Annotated in this window: 25 protein-coding genes; 13 read left to right on the top strand and 12 right to left on the bottom strand. The window is 64.9% G+C overall.

Annotation, left to right across the window (positions count from 1 at the left end):
* Positions 1–12 precede the first annotated feature (12 nt).
* Genes NUW51_RS06700 through aroQ form a run of 5 tightly spaced genes read right to left on the bottom strand, consistent with a single transcriptional unit; the run spans position 13 to position 3,098 of the window.
* On the bottom strand, positions 13–366 hold the full coding sequence (locus tag NUW51_RS06700; RefSeq protein ID WP_265563966.1) for an arsenate reductase family protein: 354 nt from the start codon (positions 364–366) through the stop codon (positions 13–15).
* Positions 363–731, bottom strand: a complete 369-nt coding sequence (locus tag NUW51_RS06695) for an ACT domain-containing protein (RefSeq protein WP_265563964.1) — start codon at positions 729–731, stop codon at positions 363–365. The genes NUW51_RS06700 and NUW51_RS06695 overlap by 4 nt, the downstream gene beginning before the upstream one ends.
* 4 nt (positions 732–735) lie before the next feature.
* Positions 736–2,091, bottom strand: coding sequence for an acetyl-CoA carboxylase biotin carboxylase subunit (accC, locus tag NUW51_RS06690; protein ID WP_265563961.1), 1,356 nt, complete (start codon positions 2,089–2,091; stop codon positions 736–738).
* Between the two features lie 10 nt (positions 2,092–2,101).
* On the bottom strand, positions 2,102–2,599 hold the full coding sequence (accB, locus tag NUW51_RS06685; RefSeq protein ID WP_265563959.1) for an acetyl-CoA carboxylase biotin carboxyl carrier protein: 498 nt from the start codon (positions 2,597–2,599) through the stop codon (positions 2,102–2,104).
* A complete protein-coding gene (aroQ, locus tag NUW51_RS06680) occupies positions 2,577–3,098 on the bottom strand; it encodes a type II 3-dehydroquinate dehydratase (RefSeq protein WP_322597080.1) in 522 nt (173 codons plus the stop codon). Before aroQ ends, accB begins: the two co-directional genes overlap by 23 nt.
* Before the next feature lie 50 nt (positions 3,099–3,148).
* On the opposite strand from aroQ, the gene thiS reads away from it, so the two are divergent.
* The 5 genes from thiS (at position 3,149) to NUW51_RS06655 (ending at position 5,396) form a co-directional block, all read left to right on the top strand.
* A complete protein-coding gene (gene thiS / locus NUW51_RS06675) occupies positions 3,149–3,367 on the top strand; it encodes a sulfur carrier protein ThiS (RefSeq protein WP_265563957.1) in 219 nt (72 codons plus the stop codon).
* A gap of 26 nt (positions 3,368–3,393) precedes the next feature.
* Positions 3,394–4,176 carry a bifunctional sulfur carrier protein/thiazole synthase protein gene (locus tag NUW51_RS06670; protein WP_265563955.1) on the top strand — a complete coding sequence of 261 codons (783 nt, stop codon included), beginning with the start codon at positions 3,394–3,396 and terminating at the stop codon, positions 4,174–4,176.
* 250 nt (positions 4,177–4,426) lie between these two features.
* Entirely contained in the window at positions 4,427–4,609 is a 183-nt protein-coding gene (locus tag NUW51_RS06665; protein WP_245110659.1) for a CsbD family protein, read from the top strand.
* A gap of 196 nt (positions 4,610–4,805) precedes the next feature.
* Positions 4,806–4,952 (top strand): hypothetical protein, encoded by a 147-nt coding sequence (locus NUW51_RS06660; protein WP_265563952.1) that lies wholly within the window; start codon positions 4,806–4,808, stop codon positions 4,950–4,952.
* A gap of 216 nt (positions 4,953–5,168) precedes the next feature.
* Positions 5,169–5,396: a hypothetical protein gene (locus NUW51_RS06655; RefSeq protein WP_265563949.1), complete on the top strand. Its 228-nt coding sequence runs from the start codon at positions 5,169–5,171 to the stop codon at positions 5,394–5,396.
* Between the two features lie 151 nt (positions 5,397–5,547).
* Here the strand turns inward: NUW51_RS06655 and NUW51_RS06650 are convergent, their stop codons facing one another.
* The 3 genes from NUW51_RS06650 to NUW51_RS06640 form a co-directional block, all read right to left on the bottom strand.
* On the bottom strand, positions 5,548–7,221 hold the full coding sequence (locus NUW51_RS06650; protein WP_265563947.1) for a thiamine pyrophosphate-binding protein: 1,674 nt from the start codon (positions 7,219–7,221) through the stop codon (positions 5,548–5,550).
* Positions 7,222–7,447: 226 nt separating this feature from the next.
* A complete protein-coding gene (locus NUW51_RS06645) occupies positions 7,448–7,702 on the bottom strand; it encodes a hypothetical protein (protein WP_265563945.1) in 255 nt (84 codons plus the stop codon).
* Between the two features lie 91 nt (positions 7,703–7,793).
* Positions 7,794–9,221 carry an NAD-dependent succinate-semialdehyde dehydrogenase gene (locus NUW51_RS06640; protein WP_265563943.1) on the bottom strand — a complete coding sequence of 476 codons (1,428 nt, stop codon included), beginning with the start codon at positions 9,219–9,221 and terminating at the stop codon, positions 7,794–7,796.
* A 101-nt stretch (positions 9,222–9,322) separates the two neighbouring features.
* Here NUW51_RS06640 and NUW51_RS06635 point away from each other — a divergent pair, with 101 nt between their 5' ends.
* Together NUW51_RS06635 and NUW51_RS06630 are read left to right on the top strand one after the other, a co-directional pair.
* Positions 9,323–9,622 carry an SCP2 sterol-binding domain-containing protein gene (locus tag NUW51_RS06635; protein WP_265563941.1) on the top strand — a complete coding sequence of 100 codons (300 nt, stop codon included), beginning with the start codon at positions 9,323–9,325 and terminating at the stop codon, positions 9,620–9,622.
* An 80-nt stretch (positions 9,623–9,702) separates the two neighbouring features.
* Positions 9,703–10,230, top strand: a complete 528-nt coding sequence (locus tag NUW51_RS06630) for a hypothetical protein (protein ID WP_265563939.1) — start codon at positions 9,703–9,705, stop codon at positions 10,228–10,230.
* A gap of 85 nt (positions 10,231–10,315) precedes the next feature.
* On the opposite strand, the gene NUW51_RS06625 is transcribed toward NUW51_RS06630, so the two are convergent.
* The 4 genes from NUW51_RS06625 to NUW51_RS06610 are packed head-to-tail and all read right to left on the bottom strand — an operon-like array spanning position 10,316 to position 13,488.
* Positions 10,316–11,800, bottom strand: coding sequence for an ABC transporter permease (locus NUW51_RS06625; RefSeq protein WP_265563937.1), 1,485 nt, complete (start codon positions 11,798–11,800; stop codon positions 10,316–10,318).
* Positions 11,797–12,729, bottom strand: a complete 933-nt coding sequence (locus NUW51_RS06620; protein ID WP_265563935.1) for an ABC transporter ATP-binding protein — start codon at positions 12,727–12,729, stop codon at positions 11,797–11,799. Before NUW51_RS06620 ends, NUW51_RS06625 begins: the two co-directional genes overlap by 4 nt.
* Before the next feature lie 43 nt (positions 12,730–12,772).
* Positions 12,773–13,240 (bottom strand): hypothetical protein, encoded by a 468-nt coding sequence (locus NUW51_RS06615; RefSeq protein WP_265563933.1) that lies wholly within the window; start codon positions 13,238–13,240, stop codon positions 12,773–12,775.
* Positions 13,240–13,488 (bottom strand): helix-turn-helix transcriptional regulator, encoded by a 249-nt coding sequence (locus NUW51_RS06610; RefSeq protein WP_265563931.1) that lies wholly within the window; start codon positions 13,486–13,488, stop codon positions 13,240–13,242. The genes NUW51_RS06615 and NUW51_RS06610 overlap by 1 nt, the downstream gene beginning before the upstream one ends.
* Positions 13,489–13,632: 144 nt before the next feature.
* Here NUW51_RS06610 and NUW51_RS06605 point away from each other — a divergent pair, with 144 nt between their 5' ends.
* From NUW51_RS06605 to NUW51_RS06580, 6 genes are read left to right on the top strand one after another with little or no spacing between them, the layout of a single operon-like run.
* Positions 13,633–14,340, top strand: coding sequence for a CoA transferase subunit A (locus tag NUW51_RS06605; RefSeq protein ID WP_265563929.1), 708 nt, complete (start codon positions 13,633–13,635; stop codon positions 14,338–14,340).
* On the top strand, positions 14,337–14,912 hold the full coding sequence (locus NUW51_RS06600) for a hypothetical protein (protein ID WP_265563927.1): 576 nt from the start codon (positions 14,337–14,339) through the stop codon (positions 14,910–14,912). Before NUW51_RS06605 ends, NUW51_RS06600 begins: the two co-directional genes overlap by 4 nt.
* Positions 14,913–15,554: a 3-oxoacid CoA-transferase subunit B gene (locus NUW51_RS06595; RefSeq protein ID WP_265563925.1), complete on the top strand. Its 642-nt coding sequence runs from the start codon at positions 14,913–14,915 to the stop codon at positions 15,552–15,554.
* Positions 15,551–15,838: a DUF6694 family lipoprotein gene (locus tag NUW51_RS06590; protein ID WP_265563924.1), complete on the top strand. Its 288-nt coding sequence runs from the start codon at positions 15,551–15,553 to the stop codon at positions 15,836–15,838. The genes NUW51_RS06595 and NUW51_RS06590 overlap by 4 nt, the downstream gene beginning before the upstream one ends.
* 10 nt (positions 15,839–15,848) lie before the next feature.
* A complete protein-coding gene (locus tag NUW51_RS06585; RefSeq protein WP_265563922.1) occupies positions 15,849–16,847 on the top strand; it encodes an NADPH:quinone oxidoreductase family protein in 999 nt (332 codons plus the stop codon).
* On the top strand, positions 16,847–17,134 hold the full coding sequence (locus NUW51_RS06580) for a hypothetical protein (RefSeq protein WP_265563921.1): 288 nt from the start codon (positions 16,847–16,849) through the stop codon (positions 17,132–17,134). Before NUW51_RS06585 ends, NUW51_RS06580 begins: the two co-directional genes overlap by 1 nt.
* Positions 17,135–17,155: the final 21 nt, after the last annotated feature.

The raw sequence follows: 17,155 nt of genomic DNA, 5'->3' as shown, positions 1-17,155 counted from the left end.
CCCGGATATAAGTTAGATGATCTTGCGCACTTCGTCCTGCGGGCGGGCGAGGAGGACGCCGTTCTCCGTCTCGACGATCGGGCGGTTGAGGAGGATCGGATGCTCGACCATCGCGTCGACGATCTCGTCCTCGCTCGCGGTGTCCATGGTGAGGCCGAGGTCCTGCGCGAGCGGCTCCTTGGCACGCAGCAGGTCGCGGGCGCGCAGCTTGCCCTTGGCGAGCAAATGCTCGATCTCGGCGCGGCTGAGCGGTTCGTCGAGATAGCGGCGCTGGGTGACTTCAAAGCCCTCTTCCTCGAGAATGGCGAGGGTCTTGCGCGCGGTGCCGCAGCGCGGGTTGAACGTCATCCAGGCGGTCTTGCTCATGGGGCCTCCAGATTATCGAGAATGGCCATCACGTCGGCGCGCTTGGCCCATGGCACGAACAAGTGATCATGGTGGAAGGCGGCGACGACGTTGCAGGGAATGTTGGCGCTGGCCAGCGCGGTGGAGACGCGCGCGGTGAGGCCGACGCCGTCCAATCGGCTGTCGAAGCCCAGCGTAATCAGCGCCCAGCCGCCGACCGGATCGAGGTCGAGGCTGTCGAGCATGGAAAGCGGGGCGATGACGCTGGTGCCTTCGGCTTCCTCGAACAGCGCCACCGGTACCAGTGCTTCCGGCCAGGGGTCGCGGCGATCGATCGTCGCAAAGCCGTGCTGCTCGGGATCGAGGAGGGGGCGAAGGCCGACCATCGCGTCAGGCCTCGTCCTGCTGCTCCAGCCACTCCTCGAGCCATTTGATCGTATAATCGCCGGTCGCAAATTCGTCGGTGGCGATGATGCGCTGGTGCAGGGGCACCGTCGTCTTCATCCCGTCGAGGACGAATTCCTCGAGCGCGCGCTTGAGGCGAAGGATGCAGCTTTCGCGGTTGCGGCCATAGACGATCAGCTTGCCGATCATGCTGTCGTAATAGGGGGGGACCGAATAGCCGGCGTAGAGCCCGCTATCGACGCGCACGTGCATGCCGCCGGGCGCGACATAATTCTTCACCTTGCCGGGGCTGGGCGCGAACGTGCGCGGGTCCTCGGCGTTGATGCGGCATTCGATGGCATGGCCGTTGAGCTCGACGTCGTCCTGCGTGACCGACAGGCCATCGCCCTGCGCGACGTGGATCTGTTCGCGCACGAGGTCGATGCCGGTGATCATCTCGGTGACCGGATGCTCGACCTGGAGGCGGGTGTTCATCTCGATGAAGTAGAATTCGCCATCTTCGTAGAGGAATTCGATCGTGCCCGCCCCGCGATAGCCCATGTCGGCCATGGCGTCGGCGCAGACCTTGCCCATGCGCGCGCGTTCTTCGGCGCTGATGACGGGCGAGGGGGCTTCTTCGATGACCTTCTGGTGGCGACGCTGGATCGAGCAGTCGCGCTCGCCGAGATGGACGGCCTTGCCCTCGCCATCGCCGAACACCTGGAATTCGATGTGGCGCGGGTTGCCGAGATATTTTTCCATATAGACGGTGTCGTCGCCGAATGCCGCCTTGGCCTCGCTCGCGGCCTGCTTCCACAGGCTTTCGAGCTGATCGGGCTCGGGCACGACCTTCATGCCGCGACCACCGCCGCCCGATGCCGCCTTGATGAGGACGGGATAGCCGATCTCTTCGGCGAGCGCCTTGGCCTCGTCCAGATCTTCGAGCGCGCCGTCCGAACCCGGCACCAGCGGCAGGCCCAGCTTGCCCGCGGTGCGCTTGGCCTCGACCTTGTCGCCCATGATGCGGATATGCTCGGGCTTGGGGCCGACCCAGGCGATGTCATGGCTTTCGACGATCTCGGCGAATTTGGCATTTTCCGAGAGGAAGCCATAGCCCGGGTGGATCGCGTCGGCATGGGTGATCTCGGCCGCCGAAATGATGTTGGCGATGTTGAGATAGCTGTCGGTCGCGCTCGGCGGACCGATGCAGACGGTCTCGTCGGCGAGCCGGACGTGCATGGCATCGGCATCGGCGGTCGAGTGGACCGCGACGGTCTTGATGCCCAGCTCGTGGCAGGCACGATGGATGCGCAGCGCGATCTCGCCGCGGTTGGCGATGAGGAGCTTGGTGATCTTGGCCATGACGGCTCCTTTAGCCGATGATGACGAGCGGCTGGTCGAATTCGACCGGCTGCGCGTCGGCGACCATGATCTTCTTGACCGTGCCCGAGGTGGGCGCGGTGATCGGGTTCATTACCTTCATCGCCTCGACGATGAGGAGCGTGTCGCCTTCCTTGACGCTGGCGCCTTCGGAAATGAAGGGCGCGGCGCCCGGCTCGGCTGCCATGTAGCAGGTGCCGACCATGGGGGCGAGGACGGGCGTGCCGGCGGGCAGGTCGTCGCCGGCGGGAGCGGCATCGGCAGCAGGAGCCGCCGCCGGGGCGGCTGCAGGCGCGGCCACCGGCGCCGGGGCAGGTGCGTGCGCGGCGGCGGCATAGGTCACGTTGACCTCGCGGCTGACGCGGATCTTGCGGCTGCCATCCTCGACCTCGATCTCGGTCAGTTCGTTGGCGGCGAGGAGCTCGGCGAGTTCACGCACCAGCGCGCCATCGACGCGCATCTTGTCTTCAGTGCCGTTGCTTTTGGGCATCGGAAATTCCCTGTTGTTGGTTGGCGCCGGTCTGCGCCTTCATGGATTTTGCTGTTAGGACGATACGGTGGGCCGCGTCCAGCGCGAGGAGATAGCCTTGCGCGCCGAACCCCTGCACGCCGCCGACCGCGACATGGCTGATCAGGCTCTGGCGGCGGAAATGCTCGCGCGCATAGATGTTGGTCAGATGCACCTCGACGACAGGCAAGCCGACGGCGGGGATGGCATCGCGGATCGCGATCGACGTGTGCGAATAGGCGCCCGCGTTGATGATCAGCGCGGCGGCGCCCTGTTCGCCCGCCTCATGGATCCAGTCGACGAGCTGGCCCTCGTGATTGGACTGCTTGACGGTGACCTGCAGGTTCATCGCCTGCGCCCGGTCATTGAGCGCCATGGTGATGTCGTCGAGCGTGTCCTTGCCGTACAGTTGCGGCTGGCGCTTGCCCAAAAGGTTGATGTTGGGTCCGTTGAGGACGTGGATCGATGCTGGCGAACTCATGGCCAGTGCCTATATGGGACGAGAAGCCGTAACGGAAGGAAAAGCGTCACATGTCCCTGGGTCCCAGTCTGGCGGTCCGCGTCAACGGCGATCACCGCCGCGTTCCCGAAGGCACCAGCGTCGCGCAGCTGGTGCGCGACATCGGGCTCGATCCGACCCGCGTGGCGGTCGAGCGCAACCTCGACATCGTGCCCCGCGCCACGCTCGAAGAAGTGAATGTCGAGGATGGCGATACTTATGAGATCGTCCATTTCGTCGGTGGCGGTTGATCGGCGGTCACGCTAGGACGCGGGTCATGACCGATCAGAATAACGACACATGGACCGTCGCCGGGCGGACCTTCACCTCGCGCCTCATCGTGGGCACGGGCAAGTATAAGGATTTCGCGCAGAACGCCGCGGCGGTCGATGCCTCGGGGGCCGAGATCGTCACCGTGGCCGTGCGCCGGGTCAATATCGCCGATCCCTCGCAGCCGACGCTGCAGGATCATATCGACCCCAAGAAAATCACCTATCTGCCCAATACGGCGGGGTGCTTCACTGCCGACGAAGCTATCCGCACGTTGCGTTTGGCCCGGGAGGCCGGCGGCTGGGACCTCGTCAAGCTCGAGGTGCTGGGCGAGGCGAAGACGCTCTATCCCGACATGCGCGAGACTCTGAAGGCGACCGAGGTGCTGGCTAAAGAGGGCTTCGCACCCATGGTCTATTGCGTCGACGATCCCATCGCGGCCAAGCAGCTCGAAGAGGCGGGCGCGGTGGCGATCATGCCGCTGGGGGCGCCGATCGGCTCGGGGCTGGGCATCCAGAACCGCGTCACCATCCGGCTCATCGTCGAAGGTGCCAAGGTGCCCGTGCTGGTCGATGCGGGCGTCGGGACCGCTTCCGATGCCGCCGTCGGCATGGAGCTGGGCTGCGACGGCATCCTCATGAATACCGCCATTGCCGAGGCGAAGGACCCCATCCGCATGGCGCGCGCCATGAAACTGGCGGTCGAGGCGGGGCGCGACAGCTATCTGGCGGGGCGTATGGCCAAGCGGCGCTATGCCGATCCCTCGAGCCCGCTGGCGGGGCTTATTTAAGACCTTTGCGACGAACCGAGGCACTCGATACCCCATGGTGCGTTGATAGGGTGCTGATGAGATGAAAATCGTCATGCATCTCCGGGCTCAAACCCGGGAGAGAGGCCGGTCCGAAAGGACTGGCCTCTTTGCGTTCAGGATCGCCTTCTAACGCTGGATTGACGGTCCGAAGGAATGCGGCGGCGAACCGAGGAGAAATGTGCCAAGCCCCTGCGTTGGTTAGGTAATTCAGATATGCAGGAGTAAAAAAATGGGTGAACTTGGCGAAAAGATCAAAGGTAACTTCAACGAAGCCGTTGGCGAAACCAAGGAAGGCATTGGCCGCGCGACGGACAATGAATCGCTGATCATCAAGGGCGACAACCAGGAGAAGAAGGGCGAAGCCCAGCAACTCAAGGGTGAAGTCGAAGGTGCCCTTGGCAACGACATCTAATCTCCCAGACCAGTTTGCGGGCTAGATCCCCGCAAGAGAGGCCGGCCCCAAGGGTCGGCCTCTTTTTTGTGCGGAGGGCTCGATCATTGCGGGGGCGATGCGACCGGGAGCTTCGCGGTAGCGCCATGGCGGGGCACGGCATCGACGCGTGGATCGTTCATTCCTTCCCCGACCCCATGATCCCGAGGAGCGTTCCATGAGTGACCAGCAATCACAGCCGCAACCCAGCTATGGCCAGCCTGTCGGCCAGGGCCGCGAGCCCGAAGGCGGCCAGCAGCCCTCCAATGCCTATGAACATTCGGAGAGCGCGAAGGAGGGATATGCGATCGATGAAGAAGAGTAGTCAGCATTCGACACCCTAAATTCGCGCCGATGCGGAGTTGGACAAGGCTGCCTTTCGAGGCGGCCTTTTCTTTTTGTTTACCGCGAATTGCGAAGCTTTACCTGACTTTCCGAGACGACTCGGGAGAGGTTGTTCACTCCGGATCGGACGCATTTGACCGAAACGGCTTGGTAAACAGGGGGTTAGACAATCGTGCCGACTGCAAAGGGAGCATGGATGTTCATGGGAAACCAGCCCAACCCCCAGCCCGTCCTGTCTTCGCCGGACCTGATCGAGGTCGAGGCGACAGGCGAGGGTAGCTTTATCGAGGACCTCGGGGCGCTCAATGCGCTGTTCGCCGATCCCGACGCGCGCGGATCGCGAAAATGGGGTGATATCTTCGACCCCGCAGCCTGTCAGGAAGCCGATCTCGAGGCGATCCTGTCGGAATTGCCCAAGCTCTAGTGCCTCGGGGCTCGTCCCTCGGCTGAGGGTCGCCATCAGATGACGCCCAGCTCATGAAGTCGGCTCGAACCGGGCCTCATTTCCATCACCGATCATCATGTCAAAGAGCCAAGGGCGCGGTCGATCGACGCGCGCCCCCGTTGCTTTGCACTTATTTCTTCGCAGCCTTCACGGCGGTGAGGGTGGTGGCGTTGGTGATGACCTCGACATCGGTGAGAAGGTGGAGGAGGCGGATGCCCTTCTTCGTCATTGCCTGCTCGAACGCCGCGTCGAACTGATCGGTGGTCTCGACACGGGTGCCCCAGCCGCCGAAAGCTTCGGCGAACTTCACGAAATCGGGGTTGCCGGGGGCCAGTTCGGTCGCGCTGATGCGGTCCGGATAGTCGCGTTCCTGGTGCATGCGGATGGTGCCATAGGCGCCATTGTCGACGAGGATGACGAAGAGGTCGGCGCCCTTGGCGGCGGCCGTGGCGAGCTCCTGTCCGTTCATCAGGAAATCGCCGTCACCGGCGACGCAGACGACCTTGCGGGCGGGAAAGCGCAAGCTCGCGGCGACGCTGGCGGGGAGACCATAGCCCATGGTGCCGCTGGTCGGCGCGAGTTGGGTGGTGGGCGGACCATGGCGCCAGTAGCGGTGCCACCAACCCGAGAAATTGCCCGCGCCGTTGCAGATGATGGTGTCGGAGGGAAGCGCCTCGCGCATCTTGCCGACGACGAGGCCGAGATCGAGGGCGACACCGTCGCGGGCCTTGGGCGTCGACCAGTCGAGCCATTCCTCATGCGCTTTTGCGCCGGAGGAGAAGGGGACAAGGTCGTCATCCTCCCACGCATCCATGTCCTGCGCGAATTCGGCCATGTCGGCGACGATCGGAAGGTCGGCGCGATAGACGCGATCCAATTCGTTCGGGTCGGGATGGACATGGACGAGGATCTGGTCGGGATGATCGGGGGTGATGAGCTTGTAGCCGTCCATGGTGCTCTCGCCGAGGCGGCTGCCCACGGCGAGGATCAGGTCGGCCTCGCGAATGCGCTGCTGGAGCTTGGGGTTGGGGCCATAGCCGAGCTGTCCGGCATAGACGGGCGAATTGTTGTCGATCGCGTCCTGGCGGCGGAAGGCGGCGGCGACGGGCAGCCCGATGCGGCGCGCGAAGCTTTCGAAATGATGCGCCGCGCAGGGACACCAATCGGCGCCGCCGACGATGGCGATGGGGCTGGCGGCATCCTTGAGGAGGTCGACCAGCGCGCCGAGCGCGCCGGGGTCGGGGCTGATCGCGACAGGGGGAACGGCGGGACGGTCTACGGCCTCGACCTCGTCACGCAGCATATCCTCGGGGATCGACAGAACGACGGGACCGGGGCGGCCCGAGGTGGCGACGCGGAAAGCGCGGGCGACATATTCGGGGATGCGGCGGGCATCGTCGATCCGCGCGGCCCATTTGGCGATGGGGCTGAAGAAGGCGGTGAAGTCGACTTCCTGGAAGCCCTCGCGGTCGCGATCGCCGCGATCGAGGTCGCCGATGAAGAGGATCATCGGGGTCGAATCCTGCATCGCGACATGGACGCCGCCGGTGGCGTTGGTCGCGCCGGGGCCGCGGGTGACGAAGGCGATGCCGGGGCGACCCGTCATCTTGCCGTCAGCATCGGCCATATAGGCGACGCCGCCTTCCTGGCGGCACACGACGGTGTCGATCTCGGGGCTGTCATGAAGCGCGTCGAGGACGGCGAGGAAGCTCTCGCCGGGTACGGTGAAGAGGCGGTCGACGCCCTGGGCGAGAAGCTGGTCGACGAGGATGCGGCCGCCGGTGCGGAGTGTCACGTTGGTCACCTGTTGGAAAAAATCGGGGGGTTGTCCACTTTGTCCACTTGCGGAACTTGCAGCCGCCAAGCGGCTGATATCGTTCGATCCGTGGAGCATGGAGCGGTCATGATGCGCGGATCATAGGCGCGGGCGACAAGGTAGGACAGGATTTTCAGGCTCTGCGTAAAGGAAAAGGGCGGCATCGCCGAAGCGACACCGCCCTCTGCTCCCCCGCTCGCAAGCGGAATGACGATTACTCTTCGTCGGGCGTGGCTTCCTCGACCTCGATGGTCGGGGTCTCGACGGTCACTTCCTCGGTATCGACATCGATCGAGCCGACATCGCTGTCGATATCGGGCAGCTGTCCGCCCTCGATCTCGACGTCGGGGAGCGTGCCGCCCTCGTCGACCTCGGTTTTGAAAAAACCAGTCGCATAAGCGATGATGACGAGCAGGACGATGACGACCACCACCCAAAGAAGCGTCTTGTTTCCAGCACCTTTGCTCATGAAAAGAGCCTTTCCTTGTTGAACCTTGTCCGATCAACCGTGACGGGGGCGATATGGTTCCGCGAACTACGGTCCAAAGGTCAGGCGGGCATCAGCTCATGTGGATCGCCTTGACGACCTGATAGGTCTCGAGACCTTCCTTGCCGCCTTCCGATCCGAAGCCCGAATCCTTGACCCCGCCAAAGGGCGTGTCGGCGCCTGAGATGGCGAAATTGTTGATGCCGACCATGCCGGCCTCGATCATGTCGCCGAGGATGTTGGCGCGTTGCAGCTGGTTGGTGAAGGCGAAGGCGGCGAGGCCGAAGGGCAGGCGGTTGGCCTGTTCCAATGCTTCGTCCAAGTCCTTGAAGGGGCGGGCCACGGCGACGGGGCCGAAGGGCTCTTCGTTCATGATGCGCGCGTCCAAGGGCGCGTCGGCGATGAGCGTGGGCTGGAAGAAGTTGGCATTGCCCATCGGCTCGCCACCGGCGGCAATGCGCGCGCCCTTGGCTTTGGCGTCGGTGATGAGGTCGTGGACGGCAGGCAAGCGGCGTTCATGGGCGAGCGGGCCCATCTGGACCCCGTCGTCCATGCCGTTGCCGACCTGCACGCGGGCCGTGCGCTCGGCAAAGCCCTTGATGAAGTCGTCGTAAATGCCTTCCTGCACATAGAAGCGGGTCGGCGATACGCAGACCTGTCCGGCGTTGCGGAATTTCTGCGGCACGAGCTTGTCGAGCGTTGCGTCGAGATCGACGTCATCGAAGACGAGGACGGGGGCGTGGCCGCCGAGTTCGAGGGTCAGGCGCTTCAGACCATCGGCGGCGAGGCCCATGAGATGCTTGCCAACGCCCACCGAGCCGGTGAAGCTCACCTTTCGCACGATAGGCGAGGCCATGAGATGGCGGCTCACCATGTCGGGGTCGCCATGGACGAGCTGGAAGGTGCCGGCGGGAAGGCCGGCGTCCTCGAGCGCCTTGGCAACCGCATTGACGCATGCGGGCGTTTCCTCGGGCGGCTTGGAGATGACCGAGCAACCCGCGGCGAGCGCGGCGGCGACCTTTTTCGCCAGGAGGTAGATGGGGAAATTCCACGGGGTGAAGGTGGCGACGACGCCGACCGGCTGGCGGGTGACGATCGAACGCTGGCCGACGGGGCGCACCAGCGTGCGGCCATAGTCGCGCTTGGCTTCCTCGGCATACCAGTCGAACATCTGCGCGGCGCCGTAGACCTCGCCCACGGCTTCCTTGACGGGCTTGCCCTGCTCCTGCGTCAGCGAAGCGCCGATTTCCTTGGCGTTCTTTTTCAGATAGGCGGCGGCCTTGTGGAGGATGGCGGCGCGGGTCTCGACGTCGGTGGCGCGCCATTTGGGGTAGGCTCTCTCGGCGGCGTGGAGCGCGGCGTCGAGGTCGGCCTTGGAGGCCATCGGCAGCTGCGCCAGCGTCTCGCCGGTCGCGGGGTTGGTGACGGGCATGCAGTCGCGGCCTTCGGCGCCGCTCCACACACCATCGATGAAGAGCTTGAGATCAGTCTGATAGGTCATGGGCAATGACATAGGCGCGTCGTTTCGCGGTTGAAAGGGTGCGCACGGGCCCCTAGGTCTGTTTTCACAATATCAACAGCAATGTCAGGAGCTGAAGTCCCATGGAAAAAGCCGAACTCGCCGCCAAGATGCAGGAAAACGAGGCCTGGGTCGAAGGCAAGCGCGTCAAGATCGACTATGACGACAAGGGCGTGATCATGCTCGACGGCGTCGATCACAAGGTGACCGAAGAGGATGGCGCTGCCGACACCACCATCAAGGTGGCGTGGGACGATTGGCAGGCGATGGCCGATGGCCAACTCGACGGCATGACGGCGTTCATGACCGGCAAGCTGAAGGTCGAGGGCGACATGTCGAACGCGATGCAGCTGCAGGGCGTGCTCGCCAAGCTGCGCGGCTGATTGCGGTGAGACGATAAAAAGGGGGGCGTCGCTCAAACGAGCGGCGCCCCTTTTTCGTGGGTTGAGGAGGAGCAGGACCGATGCGGTGGATGACACGGGCAATGATGATCGGCGGTGCGGGATGGCTCGCGGGCTGCGCTGGGATGGGTGTCGGCGTGGGCGAGGGGGCGTCGCTCGGACCGGTAGAGGTGCTGGTGGCACAGATCGAGGCGGAGCAGGGGCCGTTGTCGGACCAGGCCCGCGCCTTCGAGGCGAGCGTCGACCTCGACGGCGACGGGACGAGCGAGAGGCTGGTCTATGTTCGTGACCCCTCCTTGTGCGGCACCGGGGGATGCGCGCTGACGATCATGGAATGGCGCGACGGGCGCTGGCAGCGCGGGCAGGTGATCGGCCCGGTGGAACTACCCGTCTATCTTTCCGACGAGTGGGACGGAGAGGTGGTGATCGGCGTGACGGTTGCGGGGGGCGGGATGCAAGAACGTATCATGGCGCTCTATCCCGCACCGGAAGGCTATCCTTCCAATCCCACGGTTCCGCCGGCGGTGTGGTGGCGCGACGATCCGGGCGAGGTGCTGATCGCCGAGGGCAGCGGGCGGGCGGTGCGCTGAACGGTGCTCGAGGAAGAATCGCTGCATGATAAAGGCCCGCCCCGGGGATGCCGGAGCGGGCCTTCTTTATCGGCGGACATCACGCCTAGTCGCGGGCGACCCGAAAGCGGTCGACGAGCTGGGCTAGCCCGCTCTTCTGGCCGCTTTTCAGGAGGCTCGCCTGGAACAGGCGGCCGTTGAGCCAGAGCAGGAGCCAGGTGAAGGCGGCGAGCAGGATGGCGGTGCCGATCAGCTCCCACGTCTCGATCCCGGCACCCAATCGCGCGAGGACGGCGAAGGGGGTGATCGGCGGGAACCAGGTCATGACCTGAAGAGCGACGCCGACCGCGTCCTGCACGATCGCCTGGAGGAGGTACATGACCGGCAGGAGGATGATCATCATGATTGGCATGATGAAGCCCTGCGCCTCGTTCATATTGTCCGACAACACGCCGATGGCGAGGAAGATCGTCGCCAGCATGATGTAGCCCATCACGAAGAAATAGATGATCGCGATGATGATGCCGGGCGAGGAGATGCTGTCCAATGCCGGGCGCAGGAATTCGGACACCACGCCCTTGGTGAAGAGTGCGGCGGCGACCGCGCAGAGGACCCAGACGAGGATCATCGACAGGCCGATGGCGGCGGTGCCGAGCAGCTTGCCGAGCATGAGGTCGCGCGGGCGCACGCAGGCGATGACGCTCTCGACCAGCTTGGAGCCGCGTTCCTCGACCGCGCCCTGCACCGCCCAATTGCCCGAAAGCAGCAGGCTCATGAGGAGCATGTAGGCGAGCGCCAAGGGCAGGATCGAGCGGATCACATGGCTCTCGCGCGCACCGCCGCCGGGGGCGGGCGTGGAGATCATTATCGGCGGGACGAGGCCTTCGATAGCGGCGCTGTCGGCAGGCGCGACACCGCGCGCCTCGAGCGCGGCGGTGCGCATGGCGCGGGCGCTCTCCTCGCGGATGATATTGAGCAGCGCCGAGCGCGGGCGGTCCTTCGAGAAGACCTGCACCAGCGGCATGCCCTCGGGGCTGGTCTCGATGAGGATGAGTTCGTCGAGCGCCTTGTCGCCTTCGCCTTCGAACAGCGTGTCGCGCTGTTCCTCGATGGCGGCGGCGTCGAGGTCGGCGATGGTGCCGGGCACCTCGACCAGTTCGTAATCGGCGCTGGGGGCCTCGAAGTCGCGGACGTCATCGGATCGGATGGCGTCGATCTTCTCGAGCGCGGGGTCGAGCCCGCCGGCGGCGCGATAAGCGGCGACGTCGGCTGGGGTTAGCGCGCGGTCGTGAACCGCCCAAGGCGCGCCCGGATCGGCGGCCTCGAGTTCGTAGCGACGCACGTAGCGTGACAGAGCGACGAGTTCGTCGAGGGCGTTTTCGCCTTCGATCCGCTGGGCGATGGCCTCGCCCGCATTGCTGGCGTCACGGTCGACGAGCGCGATGCGGTTGGGGTCGTCATCGGTCAGGAATTTCTGGAACAGCGGCGCCAGCGCGAGCGCGGCGGGCAGGATGAGCATCGACACCCAGAAGCTGCGCATCGAGGCGATGTGGCGAAATTCGCGGCGGGCGACGAGGAAGATCTTGTTCACTGGGCTTCTCCCTGCGGCAGGGCATCGGGCGCGGAGCCGACGAGGTGGACGAAAATATCGTGGAGCGCGGCGTGGCGCGCTTCGAAACGGCGCAGCGGTACGCCGTCGCGGGTGAACTGTTCGAGCAGCATGGCCGGTTCGAGTCCGTCGGCGAGGTCGATTTCATAATGGGTCCAGTCGCCGTCGCTGTCCTGGCGGCGCAGGGCGGCGATACCGGCATGGGCGCTGAGATCGGCGCTGGTGGTGAGGCGCACCGTGGGGGGTACGAGCCCTTGCGCGGCGGCGAGGTCGCCTTCGAATTTCTTCACGCCTTTCCTGAGGATGAGGAGGCGGTCGCACAGCCGTTCGGCATGCTGCATGATGTGGGTCGAGAAGACGACCGCCGCGCCGCGCTGCGCCGCGCGCTGGATCTCGCCTTCGAGCAGCTGCTGGTTGACGGGGTCGAGGCCCGAAAAGGGTTCATCGAGGATGAGCAGTTCGGGGCTGTTGACGAGCGCGGTGGCGAGCTGGACCTTCTGCGCCATGCCCTTGGACATGTCGGAGATGGGGCTGGCGGCGCGGTCGGCAAGGTCGAAGCGCTCGAGCAGTGCCATGCCTTCGGTCCGCGCAGCCTTGGGGCTCATGCCCTTCAGTTCGCCGAAATAGACGATGGTCTCGATCGCCTTCATGTTGGGGTAGAGGCCGCGTTCCTCGGGCAGGAAGCCGATGCGGTCGGCGCGTTCCTGTCCGGGCGCGGCGCCCAGCACCTCGATCCGGCCCTCGGTGGGGCGGATGATGTCGAGGATCATGCGCAGGCTGGTGGTCTTGCCGGCACCATTGCCGCCGAGGAAGCCGAAGATTTCGCCGGGTTCAACATGCATGTCGAGCGCGTCGACGGCGGTGATGTCGCCAAAGCGCTTGGTCACGCCGTGCATTGATAGAACGGACATAGCTACTCCAAAGGGTCAGGAAGGTTGGGGGTGGGGCATCGGGTCAGGCGCGCTCGTCCCCCTCATCGCCCAGCGGGTCGCGCTGCGAGAAAGCGAGGAGCGTGGTGGGCAGGAAGAAGGCGTAGAGCACCGCGCCGTAGAAGAGCGCGGTCCATTCATCCTCGCCGCGCGGCACCCACAGGCCGAACTGGTCGGCGTGGCGGGCATAAGCGAGAGCGAGGACGATGATGGCGGCGAGGAGAAAATAGGCGCTCGACAGGGCGCGCAGGCGCTGCGCGACTTCGAATTCGTCAAGCTGGCGGCGGCCGCGCATGACGATCGACTGGAGGCGACTGCGCGCAATGGGGACGAGCGCGAGGATCGAGAGGATGATGAGAATGAGGCCGAGCACCGACAGCGGCGCGCCGTCGACGCCAAGGTGGAGCAGGCAGCCGAGCGGATAGGCGAGGAGGCTGAAGAGCAGCAGCCAGCGAGCGCGCGAGGGGCGGATCATATTGGGAGCGCGGGACATCAGTCGGCGTCTTTCCGAAAGGCGTTGGCGGCGAGCATTTCGCTGACCGAGGGGAAGGGGGCGAGCGAGAAGATCGCCTCGACGGGCACGGCGAAATGCTCGGCGAGCTTCAGGGCCAGTTCGAGACTGGGCTTGTAATCGCCGCGCTCGAGGAAGCCGATCGTCTGCGGATTCACCCCCACTGCCTCCGCCAGATCACGGCGCGATTCACCGCGTTCGGTGCGCAGGAGGGCAATGCGATTGTACATTCGTGTGATTCGTTTCAACTGAAAGCGATTTGTTGGTATTACATAACGAACGATTATGTTGTCAAGCTTGCCCCTGCATCATCGGCGAAGCCGGTTGCGGCGTCGCAGCGAAGGGCTTAGGTCGAAGGCACGACAGGAGAGTGTATGAAGAAGATCTACGACAGCGCGGCGGACGCGCTCGACGGGCTTTTGCAGGACGGCATGCTGATCGCGGCGGGCGGTTTTGGCCTGTGCGGCATCCCCGAGCGGCTGTTGGATGCCATCCGCGATGCCGGGGTGAAGGATCTCACCTTCGCCTCCAACAATGCGGGAATCGACAATGAGGGAATCGGCAAGCTGCTGCGCACGCGGCAGGTGAAGAAGATGATCTCGTCCTATGTCGGCGAGAATAAGGAATTCGAGCGACAATATCTGGCGGGCGAGCTGGAAGTGGAGTTCTGTCCGCAGGGCACGCTGGCCGAGCGCATGCGCGCGGGCGGTGCGGGCATCCCGGGCTTCTATACCAAGACCGGCGTCGGCACGGTGGTGGCCGAGGGCAAGGAAGTGAAGATTTTCGACGGTCAGGACTATATCCTCGAGCGCGGCATTTTCGCCGACCTGTCGATCGTCAAGGGCTGGAAAGCGGACGAAGCGGGCAATCTCATGTTCCGCAAGACGGCGCGCAACTTCAACCTGCCCGCCGCGACCTGCGGCAAGATCTGCGTCGCCGAGGTCGAGGAGATCGTGCCGGTCGGCAGCCTCGATCCCGACTGCATCCATTTGCCCGCCGTCTATGTAAATCGGCTCGTCAATGGCGCGCCTTATGACAAGAAGATCGAATTCGTGACCACGCGCGAGCGGGAGGAAGCGTGAGCTTTCTCGCCGCCATCATGCTGTCGGCCGCGCAGCCGATCGACCTGGCCGAATGCTGGGCGATCGAGGGCGTGCCCGATGACCCTGCAAGTGACGAGGCCTTTCGAATCTGCGTCGAGCGCCGTGAGGTGGAAGGGGTGGTCGAGCGATTTTTCGAGGTGGTGAAGGCGGAGCCGCAAGGTCTGTTCGACAAGAGCGCCTTGCGCCGCCTGTTCACGCCGTCGGCGCGGCTCTTGTCGTTCGAATATAATGGCAGCTTCGCCTATAAGGTCGACCAGCTCGACGAGGGTCATGGCTATCTGAATTATCTGCGACTGAACGAGACACGGCTGTCGCCGATGAAGATCGAGCGTCATGGCAATGTCGCCTCGGTCTGGGTCGGGTCGGTGACCGCGATCGAGGGCGCCATGACCCCGCGGCGCATCCTGTCGCATTTCCAGCTGATCAGTCCCGATGGAAGCCATTGGGTGATCCAGCAATTGAGCATGCAGAGCGGTCACAAGCACGGACTGCCCGACGAACTCGTCGCCTCGCTTGAGGACGACGCCACTCAGCAACAAGGGGAGCGTTAAATGCCCTGGGATCGCAATCAGATGGCGGCGCGGGCCGCGCAGGAATTGGAAGACGGCTATTTCGTCAATCTCGGCATCGGCATCCCGACGCTGGTCGCCAACTATATCCCCGAGGGGAAGACGGTGACGCTGCAGTCGGAGAACGGGATGCTCGGCATCGGGCCTTTCCCCTATCCCGACGAGGTCGACGCCGATCTCATCAACGCGGGGAAGCAGACGATCAGTGAGCTGGCGCAGTCGAGCTATTTCGACAGCGCGCAGAGCTTCGCGATGATCCGCGGCGGGCATATCGACCTGACCGTGCTGGGCGCGATGGAAGTCAGCGAGAAGGGCGACATCGCCAACTGGATGATCCCCGGCAAGATGATCAAGGGCATGGGCGGGGCGATGGACCTCGTCGCGGGCGTCAAGAAGATTATCGTCGTGATGGAGCATGTCTCGAAGAACGGCGATGCGAAGTTCAAGCCCGCTTGCGACCTGCCACTCACGGGGCAGAATGTCGTCGACATGATCATCACCGATCTGGGCGTGTTCCGGCGCAAGGATCATGACAGCAAGTTCGAGCTGATCGAGCTGGCACCCGACGTGACCGTGGACGAGATCGCGGCCAAGACGACGGCGGCTTACGAGGTCGCGCTTTGAGGCTTGGCTATCTTGGCGGGCTCCTCGCACTGGCGTTGGCCGGGTGCGAGGAGCCCGAGCCGGTGGCCATCGACGGGTCGAGCGAGGCGGCCTTCGTGGCCTCGGCCTCGGCGGCGCGAGCGCAATTGCCGCTCGATGACCGACTGATCTTCGACCGCGCGATCAACACGGTGGGCGCGCGCTCCAATCGCGAGCGCGACGTAGACGCGTTCAAGCGGCGCACCTTCGATGGAATGACGGCCGCGCAGGTGGTCGAGGATGCCCGCGCGCGTGGGCTGGATTGAGGAGATAAGGATGCGAGCGCTACGTAGCCATGAGGCCGGTGGGCCCGAGACGTTGACGCTCGACGAGGTCGAGGCGCCGGAACCTGGCCCAGGCGAGGTGCGGATCGCGGTCAAGGCGGCGGCGATCAACTATCCCGACCTGCTCATCATCCAGGACCTCTACCAGATGAAACCGCCGCGCCCCTTCGCGCCGGGCGGCGAGGTGTCGGGGGTCGTCGACAAGCTGGGCGATGGCGTGACGGGCCTGTCGGTCGGCGACCGCGTGATCGCGGTGCCGGGCTTCGGCGGCCTGTCGGAACGGCTGGTGGTCAACGCCAAGGCGGCGATCCCGCTGCCCGAGGGCGTGAGTTTTAGCATGGGCGCTTCGCTTCTCCTGACCTATGCGACGGCGATCCACGCCCTGAAGGATCGCGGGCGCATCGCGGTGGGGCAGGAGGTGCTCGTGCTGGGCGCGGCAGGTGGCGTGGGCCTCGCCGCGATCGAACTTGCCCAGGCCTATGGCGCGCGCGTCGTCGCCGCCGTGTCGAGCGCCGACAAGGCAAGGGTTGCGGGCGAAGCGGGAGCGGATGATTGCGTCATCTACCCGCGCGGCGCCCTCGACAAGCACGGCTCCAAGGCGCTGGCGGGCCAGTTCAAGGCGGCGGCCAGCGGCGAGGGGTTCGACATCATCCTCGACCCCGTCGGCGGCGATTATGCCGAACCCGCGCTGCGCAGCCTCGGCTGGCAAGGGCGCTATCTGGTGGTGGGCTTCCCGGCAGGCATTCCCAAGCTGCCGCTCAACCTCGCGCTCCTCAAGGAGGCCGAGGTCAGCGGGGTGTTCTGGGGCGCTTTCGCGATGCGCGATCCCAAGGCCTATGCAGGCCAGGTGAGGGAGCTGTTCGCGCTGCTCGGCGAGGGCAAGATCGCGCCCAAGGTGACCGGCACCTATCCGCTCGAGAAGGGCGGGGAGGCGATCGCCGCGCTGGCGACGCGCAAGGTCACCGGCAAGCTCGTGGTGACGATGGACTGATGGCCCGGCCCGCGCCCTCCGACCTACCGATCATGCCGATCGGCTGCTGGGCGGTGCCGCTCGCGCTGGTCGGCGCACTGTTCGTTTCGAAGAACAGCGGTGAGCCGGACTGGTGGATGCTGGTGCTGGGGGTGCTCTTCTCGCTGTTCACGCTGGCCTATCTCGACCGGGCGGCGACGGCTCGGCGGCGCGCTCGCCGCGAAGCGATGCGGGCAGCACTGAAGCGGGCCTTGTTTGCGGCCGCGAGCGCGGCGCTGTTCTTCGCGCTCTATTTCATCGGACAATAAAAGGGCCGGTCCGGAGACCGA

The sequence above is a fragment of the Sphingomicrobium arenosum genome, from assembly GCF_026157085.1.
GTDB classification, from domain to species: domain Bacteria; phylum Pseudomonadota; class Alphaproteobacteria; order Sphingomonadales; family Sphingomonadaceae; genus Sphingomicrobium; species Sphingomicrobium arenosum.
Note: the sequence above shows the minus strand (reverse complement) of the source record. Positions and strands in the feature narration are given on the sequence as shown.

Bases quoted from the DNA above. Each gene is read 5' to 3' on its own strand.
- NUW51_RS06700 (WP_265563966.1), bottom strand. From the start codon at position 366: ATGAGCAAGACCGCCTGGATGACGTTCAACCCGCGCTGCGGCACCGCG.
- NUW51_RS06695 (WP_265563964.1), bottom strand. From the start codon at position 731: ATGGTCGGCCTTCGCCCCCTCCTCGATCCCGAGCAGCACGGCTTTGCG.
- accC (WP_265563961.1), bottom strand. From the start codon at position 2,091: ATGGCCAAGATCACCAAGCTCCTCATCGCCAACCGCGGCGAGATCGCG.
- accB (WP_265563959.1), bottom strand. From the start codon at position 2,599: ATGCCCAAAAGCAACGGCACTGAAGACAAGATGCGCGTCGATGGCGCG.
- aroQ (WP_322597080.1), bottom strand. From the start codon at position 3,098: ATGAGTTCGCCAGCATCGATCCACGTCCTCAACGGACCCAACATCAAC.
- thiS (WP_265563957.1), top strand. From the start codon at position 3,149: ATGTCCCTGGGTCCCAGTCTGGCGGTCCGCGTCAACGGCGATCACCGC.
- NUW51_RS06670 (WP_265563955.1), top strand. From the start codon at position 3,394: ATGACCGATCAGAATAACGACACATGGACCGTCGCCGGGCGGACCTTC.
- NUW51_RS06665 (WP_245110659.1), top strand. From the start codon at position 4,427: ATGGGTGAACTTGGCGAAAAGATCAAAGGTAACTTCAACGAAGCCGTT.
- NUW51_RS06660 (WP_265563952.1), top strand. From the start codon at position 4,806: ATGAGTGACCAGCAATCACAGCCGCAACCCAGCTATGGCCAGCCTGTC.
- NUW51_RS06655 (WP_265563949.1), top strand. From the start codon at position 5,169: ATGTTCATGGGAAACCAGCCCAACCCCCAGCCCGTCCTGTCTTCGCCG.
- NUW51_RS06645 (WP_265563945.1), bottom strand. From the start codon at position 7,702: ATGAGCAAAGGTGCTGGAAACAAGACGCTTCTTTGGGTGGTGGTCGTC.
- NUW51_RS06640 (WP_265563943.1), bottom strand. From the start codon at position 9,221: ATGACCTATCAGACTGATCTCAAGCTCTTCATCGATGGTGTGTGGAGC.
- NUW51_RS06635 (WP_265563941.1), top strand. From the start codon at position 9,323: ATGGAAAAAGCCGAACTCGCCGCCAAGATGCAGGAAAACGAGGCCTGG.
- NUW51_RS06630 (WP_265563939.1), top strand. From the start codon at position 9,703: ATGCGGTGGATGACACGGGCAATGATGATCGGCGGTGCGGGATGGCTC.
- NUW51_RS06620 (WP_265563935.1), bottom strand. From the start codon at position 12,729: ATGTCCGTTCTATCAATGCACGGCGTGACCAAGCGCTTTGGCGACATC.
- NUW51_RS06615 (WP_265563933.1), bottom strand. From the start codon at position 13,240: ATGTCCCGCGCTCCCAATATGATCCGCCCCTCGCGCGCTCGCTGGCTG.
- NUW51_RS06610 (WP_265563931.1), bottom strand. From the start codon at position 13,488: ATGTACAATCGCATTGCCCTCCTGCGCACCGAACGCGGTGAATCGCGC.
- NUW51_RS06605 (WP_265563929.1), top strand. From the start codon at position 13,633: ATGAAGAAGATCTACGACAGCGCGGCGGACGCGCTCGACGGGCTTTTG.
- NUW51_RS06595 (WP_265563925.1), top strand. From the start codon at position 14,913: ATGCCCTGGGATCGCAATCAGATGGCGGCGCGGGCCGCGCAGGAATTG.
- NUW51_RS06585 (WP_265563922.1), top strand. From the start codon at position 15,849: ATGCGAGCGCTACGTAGCCATGAGGCCGGTGGGCCCGAGACGTTGACG.
- NUW51_RS06580 (WP_265563921.1), top strand. From the start codon at position 16,847: ATGGCCCGGCCCGCGCCCTCCGACCTACCGATCATGCCGATCGGCTGC.